Genomic DNA, 22,308 nt, shown 5'->3' with positions numbered 1-22,308 from the left:
ACCTCCATTCGATCACATGGTGGCTCCACTGCACGCCCGTGTCCGGCGAAACCGCCCCCGTCGTGCGTAGGCTGACGAGCGCGGTCGGCGATTCGTGGAGACGTTTCGATCCGTCGACCCTCGGGTAGTTCCCCGGACGGCGTGCAGGCATCGCTCGACACTCGTGCGCGCGACGGGAGCGTCCCGATCAGACATGTCCGCGCGTCCTGTCACAACGGAGGAACTGTGGATCCGGAAGTCCAGCACGAACCCAGCGAGATCACCTACGACGAGAGCTTCTACCCGGCCCGACCCAGGCCGCTGAAGCCGTCGGTTCGTCGCGCCTATCGATCCGCGACCGAACTGCCGCACGGTGATGCCGACGCCTCCAACCCGGAGTACGTCTCGTGGCTCGTCGAGCGCTCGATGCTCCAGGACGCGAAACTCATCGCCGAGCAGCTGTCCGGCAAGGGCAGCATGTGGCAGAACCCGTATGCCGACCCGAACCCGCGCGCCGCCGTCGAGCGTGCGCCCGTCTGGTTCACGGCCTATCCGATCTCGTTGATCGCCGCGCCCGGCCAGAGCTTCCTCGGAACGCTCGGGGACGAGGACCTGTGGCAGGTGTTCTCCGACATCGGTATCACCGCAGTGCACACGGGCCCCGTCAAAGAAGCCGGCGGCCTGCACGGCTGGCATGCCACTCCGTCCGTGGACGGCCACTTCGACCGCGTCAGCATGCAGATCGATCCGGCCTTCGGCTCCGAGGAGGAGTTCCGCCGGCTGTGCGTCGTCGCCTCGGCGTACGAGGGCATCGTGATCGACGACATCGTTCCGGGTCACACCGGCAAGGGCGCCGACTTCCGGCTCGCCGAGATGAACGTCTCCGACTACCCCGGCATCTACCACATGGTGGAGATCGAGCAGCAGGACTGGCATCTGCTCCCCCGCGTCCGCGCAGGGCAGGACTCTGTCAACATCGACGCCGAAGCGGAGGCCAATCTCGCGCGCGCCGGATACATCGTCGGGCAGCTGCAGCGAGTCATCTTCTACGAGATGGGTGTCAAGGAGACCAACTGGAGTGCGACGCCCGTCATCCGCGGTGTCGACGGCGTCGAACGCCGCTGGGTCTACCTGCACTACTTCAAGGCAGGGCAGCCGTCCATCAACTGGCTGGATCCCTCGTTCGCCGGCATGCGCCTCGTCATCGGCGATGCGTGCCACTCCATCGCCGACCTCGGCGCGGGCGCACTTCGCCTGGACGCCAACGGTTTCCTCGGTGTGGAACGCCGCACCGAAGGCCCTGGATGGTCCGAGGGGCATCCCCTGTCGGAGGCAGCGAACCACCTCATCTCGAGCATCGTGCGCAAGATGGGTGGGTTCACCTTCCAGGAGCTGAACCTGACCATCGACGACATCAAGGCGATGGGAAGCAGCGGCGCGGATCTGTCGTACGACTTCATCAACCGGCCCGCGTACCACCACGCGCTCGTCATGGGGAACACGGAGTTCCTCCGACTGACGATGAACCTCGCGCGGGATCACGGCGTCGACACAGCGTCGTTGGTGCACGCTCTGCAGAACCACGACGAGATGACGTTCGAACTCGTGCACTTCGCCACCCTTCACCGCGAGGACGAGTTCTCCTACGGCGGCGACGTGATCAAGGGTAGCGATCTGGGCGACCAGATCCGCGCGGAGTTGTGCGAGCGGCTGACCGGACGCTGGGCTCCGTACAACCGCACGTTCACCAACAACGGGATCGCCTGCACCACAGCGTCGGTCATCACGGCGTCGCTCGGTATCCGCGATCTCGACCGGATGGACGAGACCGACATCGAGACCGTCAAACGGGCTCACCTGATGCTGGCGATGTACAACGCGCTGCAGCCGGGCGTCTTCGCACTGTCCGGATGGGACCTCACCGGAATCCTCCCGGTCCCGGCAGAAGAAGTCGCCGATCTGATTCGCGAGGGCGACACGCGCTGGATCAACCGTGGTGCGCACGACCTGATGAACAGCTCACCCGATGCCACGCGATCGGACTCCGGAATCCCTCGGGGCCGGAGCCTGTACGGATCGCTGCCCGAACAGATGAAGGACTCGTCGTCGTTCGCGCGGCAGCTCGCGCGGATCCTGGACGTGCGCAAGCGGTACGGCATCGCAACGGCAACCCAGCTCGATGTTCCGTCGGTGTCCCACAAGGGGCTTCTGGTGCTGGTGCATCAGCTGGGCAACGGCACCATCTCGGCGACGGTGCTCAACTTCACCGGCGACGAGATCAACGCGACGGTGCAGTCCAAGCACTTGACGGGTGGCGCCACGGTGGTCGACCTGTTCACCGATCAAGACATCGCCGTCGTGGACGAGTTGGGCAGCTTCCCGATGACACTGCACCCCTACCAGGGTGTTCCGGTGGTCCTCAGGGGCTGACACCACGGACGCCGCGAGCAAGGTTAGGCTAACCAGCATGCGCGTGGCTATGTTCGGTTATCAGACCTGGGGACACAAGACTCTGCAGAGCATCGTCGAGTCGGAGCACGAGGTCGTTCTCGTCGTGACCCACCCGCCCAGTGAGCATTCCTACGAGTCGATCTGGTCCGACTCGGTGGAAGAGCTGGCGCGGAAGCACGACATCCCGGTTCACCTCGCGCTCCGACCCGACGACGCCATGAGGGCAGCTGTCGCCGAGTCGCAGCCGGACATCATCGTCGCCAACAACTGGCGCACCAAGCTCCCGCGCGACATCTACGACCTGCCGACGCACGGAACGCTCAACCTGCACGACTCGATGTTGCCGCGCTTCACCGGCTTCTCACCCGTCATCTGGTCGCTCATCAGCGGCGCGTCGGAAACCGGTCTCACGGCGCACCGCATGGATGACGAACTGGACACCGGCGATGTCGTCGTGCAGAGGGCCGTTCCCATCGGGCCCCGCGACACCGCGACGCAGTTGGTGCAGGCCACGATCGACCTCATTCCCGAGGTGCTCACCGAGGCCCTGGACGCGATCGCCGACGGCACTGCGTCGTGGACCCCGCAGGACCTGGCCCAGCGCACGTTCTTTCACAAGCGCGCCGACATCGACAGTCGCATCGACTGGAGGTGGCCCGCGGACGACATCGACCGACTTGTCCGGGCGCAGTCGGACCCGTACCCGTCGGCGTGGACGCACCACCGGGGTCGACGGATCAGCATCGTGAAGGCTCATGTCTCCGAGGGCATCTACGGCGGAACGCCGGGCCGGATCTTCATTCACGAGGGCGACGGCATGGCGATCGTCGCCGGCCCGAACGCTCATCTCGGACGCAATCACGCCCTGGTCGTGGACGTCGTCAGGACCGACGACGGCCGCGATGTTCCGGCCGTGGAATTCTTCCCGCACGGCGGCGGATACCTCACCGACGCCCCCTGACGCCGGCCGTCCTGTCGATATGCTCCGCGCGGTGATCGCGTCGCGTAAGTTCCTCGTACAGCAGGCTTCGGGGGCTGGTCACGAGGACGGTCGAGAGTGTGAGAAGCATCGGAGTTCGATCGTGGTCGGACCGTGCGCACCACTCCCGCGAGGTATGGCGGTCGACAGCACACGACGGTGACCCTGTCCGGTCGGACCTCGTCATCGTCCAGGGGCTTGCCACGATCTCGGCCCTGTGCACGGTGCTCTTCGGAACGGTCTTCGTGTGGATGGTGTCGGCCGGCGACTACGACTTCACATGGTGGTCCAAGACCTACACCTTCGGAGTAGCTGCAGTATCGGCGGCAACGTGGTGTGCGCTCCACACGGCGAGGGCGGGCCTGTTCTACCGCCACACAGACACCGTGACATTGGTGTCCGCGATCATGATCGTCGCCAGCCCGGTTCTCGGATACGCGAGCGCCGGGTCGGCGTATCCCGCATTCGGTCTCGTCCTGGCCATCGTGGCCTTCGCCGGCGTTCTACAGCGTCGGACGCACATCGTCGTATTCACCACCGCAGCCGTCTCGGCGTGGATCGCGTTGGCCGTGGTACACGGCACGGACGTGAGCGTGGAAACGTTCGCGGTGTCGATCGTCCGCACCGTTCTCGTCGTGGCCGTCATCCACTTCTTTCGAATGAAAACCATCGACCTGTTGTCCGAGAAGTATCGCCTGGTCGACGAGGCGCGGGCCGCCGCCGATTCCCTGTCGCACGTGGACGAGTTGACCGGACTGCTCAACCGTCGGGGTCTGACCCGCCGTGCGGCGGTCGATTTGGACTCGTGTCGGGAGCATGCACTCCCGGTCAGTGTTCTCTACCTCGATGTCGACGGACTCAAGGAGATGAACGACCTGTCCGGTCACGACGCGGGTGACGCTGCACTGGTTCGACTTGCCGACGCGCTCACCGAGTCGTTCCGAGGCCAGGACGTCATCGCTCGGGTGGGAGGCGACGAGTTCGTCGTCGTCCTTCCCGGCGCCGACCGCGCGGACGCTGTCGATCTGGGAATGGTCGCGCAGGCAGAGTCGTCGACAGCGGCGGTATCCGTCAGCATCGGCGTCGCGGTGTGGACTCCGGGCCCGGACGCCCCTGACCTGGACCTTCTCATCCGTCGGGCCGACAATGCGATGTACCGGGAGAAGGCTCGACGCTGACACGTCCCGTTTGGCTGTGCGGGTGACGGGTACCGCTCAGGCATGGGTGAACAGCGCAGTGGCCTCACAGTGGCCGTGACCGGAGCGACAGGAAATCTCGGTACCTCGGTGGTGGATGCGTTGGCCGCCGATGATCGAGTGGTCGCGATCCGCGCCATCGCTCGCCGTGCACCGCACACGACGAACGGCACACCGGCCTGGAATCCGCCGCGCACCACGTTCGTCGAGGCGGACATCGCGCGCGACGATCTGACTTCGATCTTCGACGGTGCGGATGTCGTCGTCCACCTGGCGTGGCAGTTCCAGCCGTCCCGGAACCCGATCCACACGTGGGACGTCAACGTCGTCGGCGCGATGAACGTGTTCGATGCCGCGGCCGCCGCGGGTGTCGGCGCTCTGGTGCACGCGTCGTCGGTGGGTGCGTACACCCCTGGCCCGAAAGACACTCGGGTCACCGAGGATTGGCCGACACACGGATGGCAGGGCGCGGCGTACACGCGTGAGAAGTCCTACCTCGAACGGGTTCTCGATCGCGTCGAGACGCAGAATCCGGATATGCGCGTGGTTCGCATGCGCCCTGCCTTCGTCTTCGAGGCGTCGGCGTCCACAGAGCAACGCCGCCTCTTCGGCGGCCCGTTCGTTCCGGCCCGGCTGGTTCGACCGTCCCTGGTGCCGATCTTCCCGAACATCCGGAACCTGGTGTTCCAGGGTGTTCACTCGCACGACGTCGGACAGGCTTTCGCCGAAGCAGCGGTGCGGGAGGTATCGGGGCCGTTCAACCTGGCGGCCGAACCCGTCATCACGCCGGAGACCTTCGCCGACGTCCTGAACGCCAAGCTGGTACCCGTCCCGACCTTCGCCGTCCGCACAGCGCTCGATGCGCTGTTCACCGCCCGCGTCGTCCCCACGGACCCCGGCCTGTTCGATGCCGTTCTGCGCCTCCCGATCATGGACTCCTCGCGGGCACACGACGAGCTGGACTGGACCCCGCGGTACACCGCTCGGGACGCTCTCGCCGAGTTCGTCCGCGGAGTTCACGAGGTCGCCGACGCCCCCACCCCGCCGCTCTCCGCCTGACCGAGCCCGACCCCCTACGATTTCTCGGTGAACGAACGCCACTTTCTCGCGGCCGTGGACACCAACCCCGTTGTGACGGACATTCTCGATCGCGCGCGACGTCTCGAGCTACCGGATTGGTACCTCACCGCCGGCGGACTCTTCCAGACGGTGTGGAATCAGGTCGCCGGCAACGCCCCGCACACGGGCATTCGTGATTACGACTTCTTCTATTTCGACGATTCGGACCTGTCCTACGAGGCCGAGGACCGAGTCATTCGCCGCGCCGCCACGCTGTTCGACGACCTGGGGGTCGATGTCGAAGTGCGCAACCAGGCGCGTGTCCACCTCTGGTACGAGGAGCACTTCGGCTCGGCGATTCGGCCCTTCACGAGCAGCGAAGATGCCATCGACCATTTCGTCTCCACCACGTGCTGTTTCGGGATCAGGATCAACTCGGCAGGAGCACGTCAGGTGTACGCCCCGCACGGTTTCGACGATGTCTTCGCCGGTGTGATCAGACCGAATCCGCGGGTGCCGATGCGCCACGTCTACGAGGCCAAAGCGGCTCGATGGGTGTCGGTGTGGCCGCACCTCACAGTGCTCCCCTGGCCCCTGACACCGCCGTCAGAGTCGATGTCGATTCCACCTGTGGAGGCGGGCCCGCGAGAATGACGATGGCAAGCACCCCGTGGTGTCACCCTCAGCCCACGGAGTCGCGACTGCACCTCGACGTCGTACCCTCGACCGTCATTCACGCTCTCGCCGCCGGCAGTTCGGCCGCGCTCACATCGGGGTACGCCTCGCCGTACTTGGCGGGGCACGAATGCATCGGCCTGTGGCAGCGACGGAGCAAGCAGATCATCGAAACCCCCACGGATGCACCGTGGATCACGAGGGTGATGGTCCATCCAGGCGTCGCTCGACCACTGGGTGCAGCCGGCTTCCACAGTGCCCCCGACGAGACGGGAATGGTCGAGATCGGGTATCGAGTCGACCCAGAAATGCGCCGACAGGGTTGGGCACTACGGTCCGTCGAGACTCTTCTCGCCGTTGCCCGGCGCCATCAGGATGTACATACGGTTCGCGCCACCATCAGCCCGACCAACGCGCCATCACTGGGCCTGATCGGTCGCTTTGCATTCGTTGCGGTGGGCGAGCAATGGGACGACGAGGACGGGCTGGAAATCATCTACGAGATGGAAGTCTGACGAGCTGTACATCTCCGTCACCAGGATGTTCTGTTCGACGTCAGCCCAGCACACTCCTCGCGCAGCGGTTTGTGGAATGGCACGACGGGTAGCCGAGAGGCCATGACCCAACAGCCACGTACTGGTGATGATACGGCTCACGCGGATCCCGACGACCCCCGCAAGCCCGAGTCCCCCACCGACCTGACGAAGCCGTCGTTCTTCTACGTCCTCCGGAAGACGGCACGGGAGTTCTCGAAGGACCAGTGCACCGATCTGGCTGCCGCCCTCACGTACTACGCGGTGTTGTCACTGTTCCCCGCACTCCTCGCCATAGTGTCTCTTCTCGGCGTGTTCGGGCAGGGCGAAAAGACCGTGAACTCGGTGCTCGACATCGTCTCCGACCTCGGGCCGTCGTCCGCGGTGGACACCCTGCGCGGACCGGTCGAACAATTGGTGCAGGCTCCGACCGCCGGTCTCGCACTCGTCATCGGTCTCGCCGGCGCACTGTGGTCGGCGTCCGGATACGTCGGCGCGTTCGGCCGAGCGATGAACCGGATGTACGAGGTGGAGGAAGGTCGGCCGATCTGGAAGTTGCGGCCGGTCATGCTGCTCGTGACGCTGATCGGGCTGATCTGCCTGGCGACCGCAGGTCTCATGCTGGCGGTGAGCGGCCCCATCGCGAAGGCGGTAGGCGACGCGATAGGCCTCGGCGACACTGCATTGACGGTGTGGAACATCGCGCGGTGGCCGGTCGTCCTCGTGCTGATAATCCTTGCCGTGGCGATCCTCTATTACGCCACACCCAACATCAAGCAACCGAAGTTCCGCTGGGTGAGCACCGGTGCCGGGATGGCGATCGTCGTGTGGATCCTCGCCTCGGTTCTGTTCGGCTTCTACGTCGCCAACTTCAGCAGTTACAACAAGACGTACGGCTCACTTGCCGGCGTGATCATCTTCCTGCTGTGGCTCTGGATCACGAACCTTGCTCTGCTCTTCGGCGCGGAGCTCGATTCGGAGCTCGAGCGTGGCCGCCAGCTCCAAGCCGGTATCGAGGCCGAGGACCATCTGCAGCTGCCCCCTCGGGACACTCGCGTGTCGGACAAGAACGAGGAGACCGATCGCGAGCACATCGAACGCGGCCGCGCGCTGCGCATGTCGCACGGCGAGGACTCGTCACCCCGCTGACGTGGTCCTGCTCTGAGCCGGTGTGCACACCCCCGGCACAGATTGCACCGCGAGAAGAATCCCCCTCGTCGCATCTCGGCACGTGACCGGCTCCGAATACCGGGTACATCTGTTCGGACGCCGTTGCTTCTTCGGCCGGCGTCGACGGCGTCAAGAACCGGCGTCACCTTGTCAGGTCTACGACCTACGACTCCACTGACGCGGTCCTGTGTGGGATTCGCGTCGACCTCAGAGGTGTTTCTATGACCCAGTCGAACACGTCCCCCGACCATCGTTCCGCCGGAACCATCCTCATCACCGGCGCATCCAGCGGCATCGGCCGCGCCACCGCTCACCTCTACGCCGAACGCGGCTGGTCCATCGTCCTGTGTGCTCGCGGCCGCGACGCGCTGGCTACAGTCGCCGACGAGTGTGTCCAGCGAGGTGCAGCGGCTGTGTCCGTGAAGCCTGTCGACGTCGTGCGCGGCGACGACGTGACCAAGGTGGTCACCGAAGTCGTCGAGCAGTTCGGTCGCCTGGACGTCTGCGTCCATTCCGCCGCCGTCATGTCCTACGGCACCTTCCTCGATACCCCGGCAGAGGTCTTCGACCATGCCGTCGACGTCGACCTCATCGGTTCCGCGAACGTCGCCCGGTCGACACTGACGGTGTTCCGCGATCAAGAGCACGGTCACCTCGTCGTCATCGGATCTTTGCTCGGCCGCATCGCCGTCCCGTGGATGGGCACCTACGTCACGTCGAAGTGGGGTCTGCGCGGGTTGACTCGCGTTCTGCAGCAGGAAGTTCGGCAGTACCCGGGCGTCCACGTCAGTTGCGTGGCACCCGGCGCCGTCGACACACCGATCTACTCGCAGGCGGCCACGGTAGTCGGGCGAGCAGGTTCACCACCGCCTCCCGTCGCGCAGCCCGAGGTCATCGCCCGCGCCGTGGCCGCGGTGGTGAAGCGACCGCAGCGCGAACGCGATGCCGACGCGGTCTTCGGCCTGGTGAACAAGTTCGCCTCCGCCGGGTACTCACTCGTTCCCGCGTTGTTCGACCGCCTCGTCGGGCCGCTGATGTGGCGTTTCGGCATCGCACGCGAGCCAAAAGACGATTCGGAGGGCAATGTATTTCACTCCACAACAGTCCCCCAGCGCACAAAAGTGACCGAACGGTCCGTGAACACGTCACACTGAGGCCATGACGACTCGCCGCCGCCTGCCCCCACAAAAACTCGGGTCGGTGATCGGCGGCGTATTCGGCACCGTCTTCGTCGTCGTCAATTCGGCGTCGTCGCCGGGCGCTCTCCGCGCGATTCTCCTGATCGCGACGGCACTCACGGTGGTGGCGATCGTCGCCGCACTCGTCCGGTTGCCGGCCGATCCGACGCCCCCGTCGTTGAAACCGTTCGGCCGTGGCTACTGGATCGTCGTCGCTGCCGAAGTCGTGGCCCTGTTCGCGGGCGTCAGGATCATCGCCGGCCCCTTGGACCATCCCGAGGCGGGCGTCGCCTGGGTCGCCGTCGTGGTCGGCGTGCATTTTCTTGCGCTGGGACGGCTGTGGCGGGTGCGCCTCTTCCTACTGTTGGGTGGAGGGCTCACAGCGCTCGGCCTCATCGGCCTGGCGCTCGCCTTCGGTGGCGCCGAGGCGATGTGGGTCGACCTCGTTTCCGGTGTGGGGTCGGGTGCCCTGTTGCTCGCGGCCGCTCTGCGTGGGGCACTGCCCGCGGGGCGCGCTGCAACGTAGTCACAGCGGTATTTCAGACGCTTCACAACAAAACCGCTTGTATGGTCTGATCGACCGGTGCGCGAAGAGATGCCGGCCGATCCGAAGGTACCGATGACGTCCAGTTTCCTGTCCAAAGGCCAGAACATCGAGCTCCCCGAGGCAGTTTCGAGGGTGGACATCCTGATCAGCTGGGTCGACGACACGGGTGACGTGGACGCGTCCGCGCTTCTGCTGGTGGAGTCGGGCAAGGTGTCCACGGACGCCGATTTCGTGTTCTACAACCAACCTGAGAGTTCGGATGGCGCCGTCCGCCACCTTGGACGGAGTGCCGCCGAGGACGGCCTGTGCGAACGCATCAGTATCGACCTAGCACTTCTCGACCCGCGCGTTCTGACCGTAGCGCTCGCAGGCAGTGTCACCGGGCGGACCTTCGGTGACCTCGGCAAGCTGAGCCTGCGTGTAATCGATGGTGCGGGCATGACGCTGGGCGAATACGTCACGGCAGATGCGCGCGAGGAAACCGCCTTCGTATTCGGCGAGGTGTACCAACGCTCCGGTCGATGGAAACTGCGAGCGGTCGGACAGGGATGGACCAGCGGCCTCGAAGGCCTGGCAACCGATTTCGGTGTGTCGGTCGAGAACGACGATGTGCCCGATTCGGATGCGGTCGCTGAATCCGTTGTCGATGCTGACGCTGACGGTTCGGTCAGTATCGATACCACCCTCGACACGGATTCCAACGATTCCGCTCCGCCTACCTGCGACGGCGACATGCCGACGGCGGCCGCATCGTCAGAGTCGGTTGCGGTAGTAGATGAATCGGAGAACGTTGCACAGCTGGCGCCTCCCCCCAAGCCTCGCGGGGTGCGCACCACGAAGGCAGCGCCCAAAAAGGCGAAACCGTTCAACTTCGCATTAGCCGACGGGGACAATTGGGCGCCTGCTCGACTGTTCTCCGTCGTCGGGGTCGGCTCCGGCGACGAACAGGAACGCCGTGCGACCGCCGCACTCATTGCCACCATGCAGGCTGTGAAACCCTTCGCGCGCGCAATAAGCGGACGTGTCGGCGCACCGGCCGGCCGATTCGAAGGCTATGTCGAAGTCCCGTACACGAAGGGCGAAACCAAGGTCATCCCGGACGCCGTCCTTCGTGTCGCCCGAGGGTCCAAGATGTGGACGGCGTTGCTCGAAGTGAAGACGGGTACCGGCGAACTGCGCCGAGACCAACTCGAGAATTACCTGGATGTTGCCCGACGCCACAAGTACGACGTCGTCGTCAGCCTGTCCAACGACGTGCCACCCGGTGTCGGGGACCTTCCCGTCGAGGTCGACAGACGAAAGCTCGCCAAGGTCGACCTTCGACATCTGTCATGGACAGACGTCGTCCACGAAGCGCGAATGCTGTTGGCACACGGCGGTATCGAGGACGGTCTCGAAGCGTGGATTCTCACGGAATTCGTTCGCTACCTCGCGCATCCACGGTCAGGTGCGGCGGACTTCGTCGACATGGGACCGCACTGGGTCACTGTGCGGGACAGCATTGCCGCCGGCACGTTGCGCGCCGGCGACAAGAAAGTGTCGTTCGTTGCCGACAAGTGGCTGAGCCTCTCCCGGTACCTTTCCCAGCGACTCACCGCTGAACTCGGCGTGCCGGTGCGCCACGTTCTACCGCGACGGCTGGTGAATGATCCGACTCAGAGGACCGCGTTCTTCGTGGACAAGCTGGCGTCGGAGGGGACTCTCGACGCGTCATTCCGCGTTCCAGAAACTGCGGGCGATCTGGATGTCAGTGTCGACCTCAGAGCAAACCGAGTCACCTGCCAGACGACCGTCACCGCTCCTGACGAGGGTTCCACAACCAAGCGACTGTCCTGGATTATGAAGCAGCTCGGTTCGGCGCCCGAGGATCTGCTCGTAGAGGCTGTGTTCTCGGAACACGGCGTGGTGGCCTGCGAAACTCTGGCGACTGTTCGCGCCACCCCCAAAGCACTCACCGAGGGTCGCCAGGGGCACATCGTGAAGTTCTCACTGACTCGCATCACCACGATGGGAAGCAAGAGATCCGGTACCGCGTCGGGGTTCGTCACCAGCGTCACCGCTGCTGTAGACGTCTTCTATACCGACGTGCTGCAAACAATCAGGGAGTGGGTGCCGGCGGCTCCAGAGCCGGTCGATCCTCCGGAGAGCTGGGCGGCTGCAACTCTTTGATGTGGGCGACCTGTTCTCGACCTATCGAACGAGGCTTCTGATCTGCGGCAACAATTGATCGGACTTCGGGAGTGGCTTGATCTGAACCGTAGTGTCCCCGCAAAAGGTAGGCGGCCAGCCGGAACCACGCTTCACGTTCTCGAAAATTTGCCGCTCTGTGCCCACTCAATGCGCCCGCACACTTGGTGCCCTCGTCAGCGACTTTGTCGGTGAAACGCGAGCGTGGACTCCGCCGCCGTCGAGGCCGGCTCGCGGCACTTGGGACCATTGCTTCTGCGGCACCCGTGTGTGGTGGTAACCGGTGCTAACTCACCCTCTCGAACTTTCATTCGTGCACCGCCATTTCGACGCAATTGTGGTGAGTTCTCGTGACCTGATGGGTTTGCGAGCTGTCAGCCGATAAACGGGTTGGAAGTATTCCAGATGCCCGAGTACCTCTCCGACACCAGCGGCCACACCTCGAGCAGACCGTCCCCTACCGAGTCGACGACCCCGGCGAGGTCGCCGAAGATGACAAACTCGTGGGGAATCACCCGGCCCGCCGAGTCCCGGCGCCCGAGCGGATCCTCGATGCGCAGCGCAACGTGTCCGTCGCCGCGGCGCCACGCAGTCGTTGCATCCCCAACGTCGCCGAAAGCGCGTTCGTAGCTCGGAAGCGGATCGCTCAGTCCCGCGTCGAGTAGAAATCGGAAACCCCAATCACGGCCCCTTGTAGCCCAGATCATGTTGGGGGGTTCGGGACTGATGCTCACTTCGGGTTCCTGATCACCTTATCGTCGACGCCCTGCTCAAGGTCGAGTTTGAACTGGGTCAGCGCCGCTCTCAGGTAGTCACGCTGCATGCGGGCTTGTGCGTTCATCTCTTTGAGCTTCGGTCCCACCAGTCGCGCGGCGTCAGCCAGGAACGGCAGTGCTGCGGCGGCGATCTTCCCCTTACCGCCTGGGCTCGCCTTGACCATCTTCGCCAGAATCTTCTCCACCGTTGCGAACTTTTCATTGGTCAGGGCCGCGGCCAACAACTCGGCGCCGTCGGCAAGCGAATCGAGCACTTTGAGAGGGATGTCATGCTTTTCCTGCCACTGCACACGGCGTTGAAGCGGAAGAATGGACGCCACCGGAAGGACAAGGTCGAGGCCGATACGCCGCGTCAGATCGATGTCGATGGTCTGAGGACTGGTCGACTCGCGCTCGAACTTGGCGGAGGAAAGCAGCAGGAAGTCATCGCCAATAGACAAGGCGGCGGGGGTGTCGATGAAGTCGGCGATGGTCGATCGGAGCTGTTCGATGTCTTCGGCGGCATTGAGAATCAAAAGGTCACGGAAAGTGTCAACGTCCCAGTCCGGGAACAGGTCGGCTTTCGACAACGCGAGAATCCATACTCGGGGGAACTCGACGATGGGCCCGTCCTCGAGCAGGTCATCCTTCATGCTCAGCAGCCCCTGACGGAAACTGAACATCAGCGACTTCAAGTATAGCTGCTCGTCGCCTCGGTGGTCGAGCAACTTCTGCCCGTCGACCAACAGGAGGGCAACGTCGGACCGCAGCAGTGAACGGAAGGTGTCGGTGCGCCGCTCACGCTCCAATGGACTGCTGGGCTCGGCTTCGAACCATTCGCCCGGGTAGTCGTGCCACGCGAGCCGCAGGACATCGAAGGGCCGCTTCTTCGCGGTGTCGGTGTCGCCGCCCTTGAGTTTGACGGAGAAGTAGTAGGTCGACGCCTTGAATCGGTCTGGCTGCGGCGTTGCGGAAAGGTCTCGCATGCGGAGGAAGTTCTTGTAAAGCCTGTGCCCGTTGCCGATGTCGTCGGCGACAAGATCCCAGAGATCGTTGTCGTAGGACCCCTCCTGAGTCGGCCCAAAAAACGACGACACCAGAACGGTCTTACCCGACCCGCTCTCGCCGAAGACTGCGACGTGTTGCTCTCGGACTCTGGGAAATTTGGCCATGCCAGAAAGGTACAACAACCGCAGGTGAGCACCTCGGTCCCGTCAGCAGTATGAACCGTGAACCTGTTGTCCGCGGCGCGTACTGGAACCCACGGGGAGGACGAGGGTGAGCCGGCATCGCACGGCACAGTCGGTGGGCTAAGGCGCGGAATATGTCGCTCAATCGTAAAAATTGCGAGCCCTTGGTGTCAGTGGAGCATGCCCGCGACCTTCTCGATCGCGCCCTCGAATCGCTCCCGTCCGCCGGGCGAATTGAGGCCCCGCGCGGAGAAATGCGGAACCTTTCTTGGCACCAAGTATCACTGACCCGAGACGCCTGCGCGGTCCCACCCGTCGCGGGCCGACGCACCGAGCAGCAACACAATCTCAACTCGCGGGCAAAGTTGGACGAACTCTCCCGTCCACCGCACACCGCGAACCCCGTCGGTAGTGGTCGAGCCGCCTTTGCGCACTCCTGCCACAGGAAAGGGCACCACATTCCAACTCACCGCGTTCCTCGAGGACACCCCGTGCCGGGCGCACGCCTCGCGGCGGTTGCGGGCTGTCCGGTCGTCGTCGTCCAGTTTCAACAATCCTTATCCGGTTCGGGCTCGGCTTTCGTCGACGGGTTGTCCGAAAGCACCAGCATTCGGGCGTCGATGCCTCCCTGGTCGTCGTCGACGTACGGAACAATCCCGTGCGGGAGACCTTGGTGGTCGACAATCCGGTCCTCGAGGGCGTTGAGAAGTGCCACATGCGGATCGCGGATACGGGCAAGTTTTGCGGCGACGACATTTGGGTCGGCATTTCTTCCGTTCGGCATGACCGAGACACTGACATACCGGTGCGATACCGGGCGAAAGACACGGCAAAAGATGCCCTGTGCGAACAATGCTCGAAGGCTGTCTATTCGTTGCACTCACGTCACGCGTTCTCCCGGCAAGCGCGGCAGCGCGGGTCCACTGCGTCCTCCACCCGCGACGTGGTGCTTCACCGGCAAAACGGGGCGGGTGAAGGACCGCTCTAGGATGGTCACCGTGTCCGTGTCCGTGTCCGTGTCCGTGGACTTGTCTTCGTCGACCATTCTTGAGTTGCTGCGCCTGAGTACGCATCATGAATGAGCTGCGCACACAAAATACAGTGTTGCGCGCGCTGTTCGTCGGACAGGGAGGTCGGAAGAAGTCCCAGTTCGAGGTACTGCTGTACGTGGTGTAGCTCAAGAACGTAATCGAGGCTGACCGTGGATGCATTTGGATCGAACAACTCCGCAATCCCTGCGACGCGAGGGACCTGCCACCCGGTTGCCAAATCGTGTATGCCGTAGAACCGAACGCGTCGCTCGACCGCTTCGTCACTGAACTGCAGACCTGACGTTGCGCCGCGATACTCATGACCGTCAGCATGACGGTTCCGTCCGACACGGTTGCTCGGCGCGTAGTTTTCGCGATCGAGTTAGCGCTGAGCGCAGTGTTCTGGTCAACTGCTAACCGTGAGTGAGACTGGCGTATTCGATGACAGCGCGATTCGAACCAAGTCGCAGGACCGCCTGGGCCGAGCGCAGTTTGCGGAACGTGTTGCGGGCAAAATCTCTAGCGCAGCGAGTGGCCCGAGTACCGTTTTTGGCTTGACCGGGGAGTGGGGCGGAGGGAAGACGTCACTCCTGGCGATGATCGAAGAGTCTCTGGCCGATCCATGGTGTATCCAGCATTTCACCCCATGGGCTGCGTCCGACCCGGGAACGCTGATCGCAGAATTCTTCGCGACGATCAGCGCGGCCATGAAACCGAAACTGCGTACCAAGGTCCGCAAGTCGATGGCGGGGATCTTGACTGTGGGATCGGCAGCCGCCGAGATGATCCCCGTCGCGGGCGGGGCCGCCGCTGCAGCAGCAAAGCAGGCGGAAGATTTTCTGTCGAGACCGGAACCGTTCGACAAGCAGTTTCGAAGGTTGTCCGAGGACTTGCGGAAGGCCGAGGTCAAGATACTTGTGGTCGTCGACGACATTGACCGACTGCATGTAGACGAGTTGATGTCTCTGTTCAAGACAATTCGACTGTTGGGAAACTTTCCAGGGATCCACTACCTGCTTGCGTACGACGAGCGAACCGTGTGTGACGTTCTGGCGTCGACGCCCATGGCCAATCAAAGCTCTGAACGGGCTCTGAAGTACCTGGAGAAGATCGTCCAGTATCCGTTCGCCACACCACCGCTGCAGCCGGTTCATCGCGAACGAGAAGTCGCGAGTTCACTGGCGACGGTTGCTGATCGCTGCGGCCTCGATATGAACGAGTGGGCACGGGAGAACGACGCGGGCAGATCAAGCGCCTCAGATCTGTTAGGTCTGATCCCTCGAAGCGACCTGACGACACTTCGATCAATCCACCGGTTGTGCGAGCAACTGGAGGTAGCCCTGCTGTCAGTCGGTCCGAGTGAAGTCGACTTCTACGACATGCTGTTGATCACGTACATCCGGCTTACGCACCCCACCCTCCATCGTGCGGTGTTCGACAGCAAGAGCTCGCTCCTCGGAACGGGTATGACTTATGCACTGGAACGTGCCGGAAGACCGCAGAGCGAGTGGCAGGCCGAGATCAACCGGTCGACGGATGGAGTTAGCGAGGGAACGCAGTCCGAACTTCGTAACGTCCTCCACTACATGTTCGAACGTGTCCCGCGAGCAGATCACAGAATTGCCAGGCAGATCGGGGCTCGATACCGACCCAAGCGGGTCTCGGATGCCACCTATTTCGACCGGTACTTCTATCTGACTGTTCCCTTGGGTGACATCAGCGATCGTGATGTGATCGCTGGAATCGAAGGCATCGTTCAAGACGGGCGGCTGTTGTCCCAATCTGACCTCGTCGCTGCACTGAGCGACGAGCGGAAGGCTCTCGCCGCCGAGAAGGCGAATCGGTACCTGCTCAACCCCGAATCGTTGCGAACGGCTTCAGCTGGCCAGTTCGCTCTCGCGTCTACAGCACTGTGCGAGCGACTAATCGAAGAACCCGAACACTCGTCTCCCAACTACGAGACCACCCGCATGGTGGGACTGCTGCTTCTTCAGGCGATGTCCAAGTCGGCGGACACCGATGGGCGCCAGTTGTTGGACGACTTCGAGTCCCGCTTCGGCCCGGTGCGGACGGCTTTCGTCCTGTCTTCCTCCGGCGTGTACCCAACCGATGAGAACAGAGAAGACAGACCACCGAACAGTGTTTGGCTGGAGAACCACAGAAGGCGGCAGTACGACGCATGTATCGACGACTTGACCGGGTCGACGGTCGACAGGTCTATCGGCGTGCTCGGGTTGGCTCAGTTTCTGGATTTCGAGACCCGAAGCCGAGTGAGTCGACAGATGCTGCAGATGCTCGATAGCGGGGTGGAACTCGTAGAACTAGCGTCGCGCTTCGTTGGCTCAAGCGAACGAAGCGGATCGCGACGACCCGGAGACTTCTATATCGATGAGTTTGAACAGTTCGTTCCTCGTGATCGCTGGACCGTTTCGCCGATGGCCTCTCTCGATATCCAACAGTCCGATGACTTTACGGAGATGAAGCGAAAGATCGCCCACTTCAGTCTGGCGTCTGAGTCTCTGTGAACGGTCTTCGCTTCTGCTGAGGTCTCTGACCATTCCCGCGGTGTGCGCCTCCGGAGCCGAGGGGCACACAGGCCATCAAACATTTTAGGCGGACGGTCCGAAAGGGTGGACACTGACAGGAAGCCGTACCCCGGATAGACCGCGTCCGCGCCAGCCTGCTTCGCAATGTCGACAATCAGATCGAGGGACACCTGTTGGTGTTCGGCGATGTCGGCGTTGGGAAGGTCGGCGAACTCGGCGGGCACGATGGCGACACGGACATCCTCGGCCGCTTGGATATCGCACTCGTCACCGTAAGCCATGAGATCGTCCACTCATGAGCGACCACCGGACAGACCCAGACACCCGAGGCCGCGAAGCGAGCGAAAGCCCCTAACCAACACAAGAAGGTGCCGGTCAGGGGCTTTTCAGGCGCTCCCCCATCTGGACTTGAACCAGAAACCCTTCGATTAACAGTCGAATGCTCTGCCAATTGAGCTATGGGGGAATGTCCGTGGCCTCGAACTGACCCTTGCGGATGTGTCCTCGACCGAGAACAGACTCTAGCTCATCACACCCGCACACCACCAAATCGGCTGGTCGGAGGCACTGCCGTACATGCCGGTGGATCTCGCCAGGCTGTGCGCCCCCCGCCCACGGCACATGTCCGTGCGGTCGGGCAGGATATGGGGAGACGTCTCGAAAGGATCCACGCTCACATGATCGGAATGTTGGCCGGCGTAGCCGCCGGATACGTGCTCGGCACCAAGGCAGGGCGTGCGCGCTACGAACAGATCAGCCGCGCGACGAAGGCGGTCGCGTCGAGCCCGGCGACCAAGAAGATCGTGTCCGCGGGCCGTCAGAAGCTCTCCGACAGCCTCAGCACGCAGCCGAAGCTCGAGCCGATGAAGCAAGTGGACGACACGCAGTTGTACATCCCGCACGACAAGCTCTAGACGGCGGGGAACTCCGCGTCCGTGGTGCTGCCGACGGCCTGCTCGAGCAGACTGCGGCGGTACTGCTCGAGTGCGATGAGGTCACCGAACAGCGCGTTGTAGTCGTCGGGCTTGTCGATCGGTGACATCCGCTGCAGCTTCGACTTCAGCTCGGCCACCTGCCGCCCCACCCAGACCTCCTGTAGCCGCGCCAGCACTCCGGAGATGTACCGGGGCGTGGCCTCGTCGGAAATGGGCATCGATTCGACGGCGAGTTCGGTGACCAGGGAGCGAAGACCCTTGGGTTCCGCCTTCTTGCCGACGGCGTCGAGCCACTCCCCTCCTCCGAGCCCGGCCGCGGTGCCGCCGGCCTCGCGGACAGCGTCCGACACCGCGGCATAGGCGGGGTGGCCGAACGTCTCGGGGGGCAGCGAATCGAACACCGAGCCGGCGATGCCGGGGTGCTGCATGACGGCCTTCAACGCCTCGCGCTGCGGCCACAGCGTGGGGTCGTCGCGCTTGGGGTGCGCCGGTCCGACGGGCGCAGCGTCATCGGTCTCGATGCTGCGGACGGGTCGACGCAACGGAGCAGGAGCGCCACCCTTGGCGATCTTCGCGGCCTCCTCGCGGACACGGTTGACCACCATGCGCTCGTCGATCCAGCCGACCCACCCGCTCAGTCGCGTCGCGTAGTTGTCGCGCAGCGCGCGGTCCTTCATCTGAGCGACCATCGGAACAGCGCGACGAAGCGCCTCGACCTGGCCCTCGGCGGTGTCGAGGTTGCACTCCGACAGTGCGCCGCGGATGGCGAATTCGAACAGAGGGGTGCGGCGGGCCACGAGGTCGCGGACGGCCGCGTCTCCCTTCTCGAGGCGGAGATCGCACGGATCCATACCGTCGGGCGCGACGGCGATGAACGTCTGGCCCGCCAACTTCTGGTCGCCGGAGAACGCCTTCATCGCGGCCGCCTGGCCTGCCGGGTCGCCGTCGAAGGTGTAGATGATCTCGCCGCGCCAGAACTTGTCGTCCATCAACAGCCGGCGCAGCAGCGCCAGGTGCTCGTCGCCGAACGCCGTGCCGCACGAGGCGACGGCAGTCTTGACGCCGGCCTGGTGCATCGCCATGACGTCGGTGTAACCCTCGACCACGACGGCCTGGTGGCTCTTCGCGATGTCCTTCTTCGCCAGGTCGAGCCCGAACAGCACCTGAGACTTCTTGTACAGCAACGTCTCCGGCGTGTTGACGTACTTTCCGGGCATGGTGTCGTCGTCGAAGATCTTGCGCGCGCCGAAGCCGATGACGTCGCCCGAGAGGTTGCGGATAGGCCAGAGCAGCCGTCGATGGAACCTGTCCATCGGACCGCGCTTGCCTTCGCGGGAAAGCCCGGCCGCTTCGAGTTCCTTGAACTCGAAGCCCTTCTTCATCAGGTGCTTGGTCAACGTGTCCCAGCCACTGGGCGCGAACCCGCAGCCGAACTCCTGGGCCACGGCCGCATCGAAGTTGCGTTGCGTGAGGTAGTCACGCGCCGGCTGCGCCTCGGCGGACTGCAACTGCTCGGCATAGAACTGCTGGGCAGCGGCGTTCGCAGCGACGAGGCGTGCGCGTGTTCCGCGATCGCGTTGGACGGACGTGCCGCCGCCCTCGTACGAGATGGAGTAGCTCAGCCTGTCCGCCAGCTGCTCGACACTCTCGACGAACGTGATGTGCTCGATTTTCTGCAGGAACGTGTAGACATCCCCACCCTCACCGCAGCCGAAGCAGTGGAACGTGCCGTGGTTGGGCCGCACGTGGAACGACGGGTTCTTCTCGTCGTGGAACGGGCACAGACCACTCATCGAATCGCCGCGAGGCGCCTTCAGCGCAACGTACTCCCCGACGATGTCCTCGATGCGAGTGCGTTCACGAATGGCCGCAACATCGCGTTCAGGTATTCGGCCGGCCACCTGCCCAGTCTAGGTGCACTCGGCGACATCAGCCCCAGGCGGCCTGAGCGCCCAGACTGCCCTGGTCGACGCGTTCGAGCCGGGACTCCGTGTACGACGCGATCTGATCGACGACGACGCGGGTCCGCGCCGCATCGTCCTCCGCCGCGACCCAGGCCGGGACGAACATCGGGTCCAGGCTGGCCGGCGCGGAGTACAACAACCACGCTGCGACGCGGTGGATGCGGTCACGCTGGCGGTCCTGCCGCTGACGATGGCCCGCGTCGGACATGACGTACCGCAGCGCCATCGTCTTGAGCAGCGCCACCTCCGCACGCACCAGGGACGGCACCGACAGATCGGCGTCGTAACGCCGTACGGGTCGGCCGTCGGAGGCCTCCCGCGTGCTCGAGATGGCGGCGGTGGTGAAGCGACCGACGAGCTCGCTGGTCATGCGCTTGAGCGCGACGGACCGCACGAGGGTCCCGTCGTAGCCGGCGGCGTCCGTCACGACGGGCATCTCCGAGAGCCGTTGTGCCGCCTCGCGCATGTGGTCGCGATCGAAGCCCCGGAACTCGCTGACCGACATGTCTGCGAGCGCCGACTGCTCGGCGGGGTCGGCGAGCGACCGCAGGTCGATGCGGCCCGCGATGACCCCGTCCTCGACGTCGTGCACCGAGTAGGCGACGTCGTCGGCCCAGTCCATGGCCTGCGCCTCGAGACTCTGACGGCCTTCCGGGGCGCCCTCGCGCACCCAGGTCAGGGTCGCGGCGTCGTCGTCGTAGGCACCGAACTTGGCGCCCGGCCGGGGACGCAGCCACGGGTACTTGATCGACGCGTCGAGCGACGCCCTAGTGAGATTGAGCCCCGCGCTCGCGCCGTCGGTGGTCAGCACCTTCGGTTCGAGGACGGTGAGGATGCGCAGGTTCTGTGCGTTCCCCTCGAATCCGCCGCACGCCTCGGCGACCTCGTCGAGCGCGCGCTCGCCGTTGTGTCCGTAGGGCGGATGCCCGATGTCGTGCGCCAGACCGGCCAGCTCGACCAGGTCCGGATCGCATCCGATGCCGTCGGCGATGCTGCGGCCGATCTGGGCGACTTCGAGCGAGTGGGTCAACCGGGTTCGTGGTGTGTCTCCCTCGCGGGGGCCGGTCACCTGGGTCTTGTCGGCGAGGCGTCGCAACGCCGCGGAGTGGAGGACGCGGGCGCGATCGCGGGAGAAATCCCCTCGGGGATCGCCGGCACTGAGCGCGGCGGTCTTCGTGCCCTCCACCACCAACCGTGCGACGTCCGCGGTGTCGTAGGTCGTCACTGGCTGGCCGTGTACTGGAAGTCCGCCGAGTAGTGCGTGAGCTGGTACCACAGCAGAGCGGCTGTCTCCCTGGCAATTCCATGGATCTGCGACTCACGGGTGAACACGGCGGGGCCTTGCCGCGTCGGCGACGTCCAGGCGTCGAGACCCGCGTCGCGGGCCATCGTGCGGGTGCGCAGCGAATGCCACGGATCGCTGACGAGGGTGATGGTGTTCAGCCCGCGCGACGCCAACGTCGCCGACACCGCCTCGATGCTCCGCAGGGTGTCCGAGCCTTCCTCGACCGCCACGATGTTCTCGCCGGGTATCCCCTGGTCCATCAGATAGTTCCGCCCCGACGCAGCCTCGGTGTAGTTGTCTCCCACCTGCTTGCCGCCGACGGTCACCACCAGCGGCGCCACGCCACTGACGTAGAGGGCATGTGCCTGTTCGAGTCGCGCCTCGAACACCGATGACGGAACACCGTCGTACTGAGCCGCCCCCAGAACCACGATCGCGTCGGACGGGGTGTGGTCGTCGATACGGGCGACCTGCCACACGCGTACGGCGGTTCCGCCCACGAGCAGCAGTCCCACGAGCACCACACCGGCGATCACGCGTCGCAGCCAGCGCGCGAGCGTGCCACCGAAGCCGAGACGTGCAGGCTGAGGCGGGTAGTCGTACTGGTAGTCGGTACTCACACGGCGATTCTGCCAGTCGGCACCTGTG

At 64.2% G+C, this 22,308-nt stretch carries 18 protein-coding genes, 1 tRNA gene and 1 pseudogene; 12 read left to right on the top strand and 8 right to left on the bottom strand.

Features of this window, described 5'->3' with window-relative positions; genetic code table 11:
* The first annotated feature begins 225 nt into the window (after nt 1-225).
* The 10 genes from treS (at nt 226) to RU01_RS02135 (ending at nt 11,936) form a co-directional block, all read left to right on the top strand.
* Entirely contained in the window at nt 226-2,409 is a 2,184-nt protein-coding gene (gene treS / locus RU01_RS02180; RefSeq protein ID WP_042572898.1) for a maltose alpha-D-glucosyltransferase, read from the top strand.
* A 37-nt stretch (nt 2,410-2,446) separates the two neighbouring features.
* Nucleotides 2,447-3,391: a methionyl-tRNA formyltransferase gene (locus RU01_RS02175; protein ID WP_042572847.1), complete on the top strand. Its 945-nt coding sequence runs from the start codon at nt 2,447-2,449 to the stop codon at nt 3,389-3,391.
* 98 nt (nt 3,392-3,489) lie between these two features.
* A complete protein-coding gene (locus RU01_RS21955) occupies nt 3,490-4,587 on the top strand; it encodes a GGDEF domain-containing protein (RefSeq protein WP_052493074.1) in 1,098 nt (365 codons plus the stop codon).
* 42 nt (nt 4,588-4,629) lie between these two features.
* Nucleotides 4,630-5,664, top strand: a complete 1,035-nt coding sequence (locus RU01_RS02165; RefSeq protein ID WP_042572846.1) for an NAD-dependent epimerase/dehydratase family protein — start codon at nt 4,630-4,632, stop codon at nt 5,662-5,664.
* 27 nt (nt 5,665-5,691) lie between these two features.
* Nucleotides 5,692-6,318, top strand: a complete 627-nt coding sequence (locus RU01_RS02160; RefSeq protein WP_042572845.1) for a nucleotidyltransferase family protein — start codon at nt 5,692-5,694, stop codon at nt 6,316-6,318.
* A 2-nt stretch (nt 6,319-6,320) separates the two neighbouring features.
* Nucleotides 6,321-6,854, top strand: coding sequence for a GNAT family N-acetyltransferase (locus RU01_RS02155; protein ID WP_197074654.1), 534 nt, complete (start codon nt 6,321-6,323; stop codon nt 6,852-6,854).
* Between the two features lie 102 nt (nt 6,855-6,956).
* Nucleotides 6,957-8,021, top strand: coding sequence for a YihY/virulence factor BrkB family protein (locus RU01_RS02150; RefSeq protein WP_042572843.1), 1,065 nt, complete (start codon nt 6,957-6,959; stop codon nt 8,019-8,021).
* 242 nt (nt 8,022-8,263) lie between these two features.
* Nucleotides 8,264-9,196, top strand: coding sequence for an SDR family NAD(P)-dependent oxidoreductase (locus tag RU01_RS02145; protein ID WP_042572842.1), 933 nt, complete (start codon nt 8,264-8,266; stop codon nt 9,194-9,196).
* A 4-nt stretch (nt 9,197-9,200) separates the two neighbouring features.
* Nucleotides 9,201-9,746 (top strand): hypothetical protein, encoded by a 546-nt coding sequence (locus tag RU01_RS02140; RefSeq protein WP_042572841.1) that lies wholly within the window; start codon nt 9,201-9,203, stop codon nt 9,744-9,746.
* 93 nt (nt 9,747-9,839) lie between these two features.
* On the top strand, nt 9,840-11,936 hold the full coding sequence (locus tag RU01_RS02135) for a TerD family protein (protein WP_042572896.1): 2,097 nt from the start codon (nt 9,840-9,842) through the stop codon (nt 11,934-11,936).
* A 392-nt stretch (nt 11,937-12,328) separates the two neighbouring features.
* Here the strand turns inward: RU01_RS02135 and RU01_RS02130 are convergent, their stop codons facing one another.
* From RU01_RS02130 to RU01_RS23490, 3 genes are all read right to left on the bottom strand, one after another.
* Nucleotides 12,329-12,688: a hypothetical protein gene (locus tag RU01_RS02130; RefSeq protein WP_197074653.1), complete on the bottom strand. Its 360-nt coding sequence runs from the start codon at nt 12,686-12,688 to the stop codon at nt 12,329-12,331.
* Nucleotides 12,685-13,881, bottom strand: a complete 1,197-nt coding sequence (locus tag RU01_RS02125; RefSeq protein WP_042572840.1) for a hypothetical protein — start codon at nt 13,879-13,881, stop codon at nt 12,685-12,687. Before RU01_RS02125 ends, RU01_RS02130 begins: the two co-directional genes overlap by 4 nt.
* A gap of 565 nt (nt 13,882-14,446) precedes the next feature.
* Nucleotides 14,447-14,683 carry a hypothetical protein gene (locus tag RU01_RS23490; protein ID WP_331386517.1) on the bottom strand — a complete coding sequence of 79 codons (237 nt, stop codon included), beginning with the start codon at nt 14,681-14,683 and terminating at the stop codon, nt 14,447-14,449.
* Between the two features lie 666 nt (nt 14,684-15,349).
* On the opposite strand from RU01_RS23490, the gene RU01_RS02115 reads away from it, so the two are divergent.
* Nucleotides 15,350-17,455, top strand: a complete 2,106-nt coding sequence (locus RU01_RS02115) for a KAP family P-loop NTPase fold protein (RefSeq protein ID WP_197074652.1) — start codon at nt 15,350-15,352, stop codon at nt 17,453-17,455.
* A gap of 125 nt (nt 17,456-17,580) precedes the next feature.
* Here the strand turns inward: RU01_RS02115 and RU01_RS23015 are convergent.
* Both RU01_RS23015 and RU01_RS02110 read right to left on the bottom strand, forming a co-directional pair.
* Nucleotides 17,581-17,757, bottom strand: a pseudogene (locus RU01_RS23015) (hypothetical protein); the annotation flags it as partial.
* 112 nt (nt 17,758-17,869) lie between these two features.
* Nucleotides 17,870-17,942 (bottom strand) — tRNA-Asn (locus RU01_RS02110).
* A gap of 211 nt (nt 17,943-18,153) precedes the next feature.
* On the opposite strand from RU01_RS02110, the gene RU01_RS02105 reads away from it, so the two are divergent.
* Nucleotides 18,154-18,390, top strand: coding sequence for a hypothetical protein (locus RU01_RS02105; RefSeq protein WP_042572838.1), 237 nt, complete (start codon nt 18,154-18,156; stop codon nt 18,388-18,390).
* Here RU01_RS02105 and dnaG read toward each other — a convergent pair.
* From dnaG to RU01_RS02090, 3 genes are read right to left on the bottom strand one after another with little or no spacing between them, the layout of a single operon-like run.
* Nucleotides 18,387-20,312 (bottom strand): DNA primase, encoded by a 1,926-nt coding sequence (dnaG, locus tag RU01_RS02100; protein ID WP_042572837.1) that lies wholly within the window; start codon nt 20,310-20,312, stop codon nt 18,387-18,389. The genes RU01_RS02105 and dnaG overlap by 4 nt on opposite strands.
* A gap of 28 nt (nt 20,313-20,340) precedes the next feature.
* Nucleotides 20,341-21,600, bottom strand: a complete 1,260-nt coding sequence (locus tag RU01_RS02095; protein WP_042572836.1) for a deoxyguanosinetriphosphate triphosphohydrolase — start codon at nt 21,598-21,600, stop codon at nt 20,341-20,343.
* A complete protein-coding gene (locus RU01_RS02090) occupies nt 21,597-22,280 on the bottom strand; it encodes a YdcF family protein (protein ID WP_042572835.1) in 684 nt (227 codons plus the stop codon). Before RU01_RS02090 ends, RU01_RS02095 begins: the two co-directional genes overlap by 4 nt.
* Nucleotides 22,281-22,308 lie beyond the last annotated feature (28 nt).

Source organism: Rhodococcus sp. MEB064, assembly GCF_000834565.1.
Taxonomy (GTDB): domain Bacteria; phylum Actinomycetota; class Actinomycetes; order Mycobacteriales; family Mycobacteriaceae; genus Rhodococcoides.
This window is presented reverse-complemented; position numbering and strand designations above follow the sequence as displayed.

What these genes read in the sequence shown, in the direction of transcription:
- RU01_RS02165 (WP_042572846.1), top strand. Translation starts at nt 4,630, where the DNA reads ATGGGTGAACAGCGCAGTGGCCTCACAGTGGCCGTGACCGGAGCGACA.
- RU01_RS23490 (WP_331386517.1), bottom strand. Translation starts at nt 14,683, where the DNA reads ATGCCGAACGGAAGAAATGCCGACCCAAATGTCGTCGCCGCAAAACTT.
- RU01_RS02175 (WP_042572847.1), top strand. Translation starts at nt 2,447, where the DNA reads ATGCGCGTGGCTATGTTCGGTTATCAGACCTGGGGACACAAGACTCTG.
- RU01_RS02150 (WP_042572843.1), top strand. Translation starts at nt 6,957, where the DNA reads ATGACCCAACAGCCACGTACTGGTGATGATACGGCTCACGCGGATCCC.
- RU01_RS02140 (WP_042572841.1), top strand. Translation starts at nt 9,201, where the DNA reads ATGACGACTCGCCGCCGCCTGCCCCCACAAAAACTCGGGTCGGTGATC.
- RU01_RS02135 (WP_042572896.1), top strand. Translation starts at nt 9,840, where the DNA reads ATGACGTCCAGTTTCCTGTCCAAAGGCCAGAACATCGAGCTCCCCGAG.
- RU01_RS02105 (WP_042572838.1), top strand. Translation starts at nt 18,154, where the DNA reads ATGATCGGAATGTTGGCCGGCGTAGCCGCCGGATACGTGCTCGGCACC.
- RU01_RS02145 (WP_042572842.1), top strand. Translation starts at nt 8,264, where the DNA reads ATGACCCAGTCGAACACGTCCCCCGACCATCGTTCCGCCGGAACCATC.
- RU01_RS02155 (WP_197074654.1), top strand. Translation starts at nt 6,321, where the DNA reads ATGGCAAGCACCCCGTGGTGTCACCCTCAGCCCACGGAGTCGCGACTG.
- RU01_RS02125 (WP_042572840.1), bottom strand. Translation starts at nt 13,881, where the DNA reads ATGGCCAAATTTCCCAGAGTCCGAGAGCAACACGTCGCAGTCTTCGGC.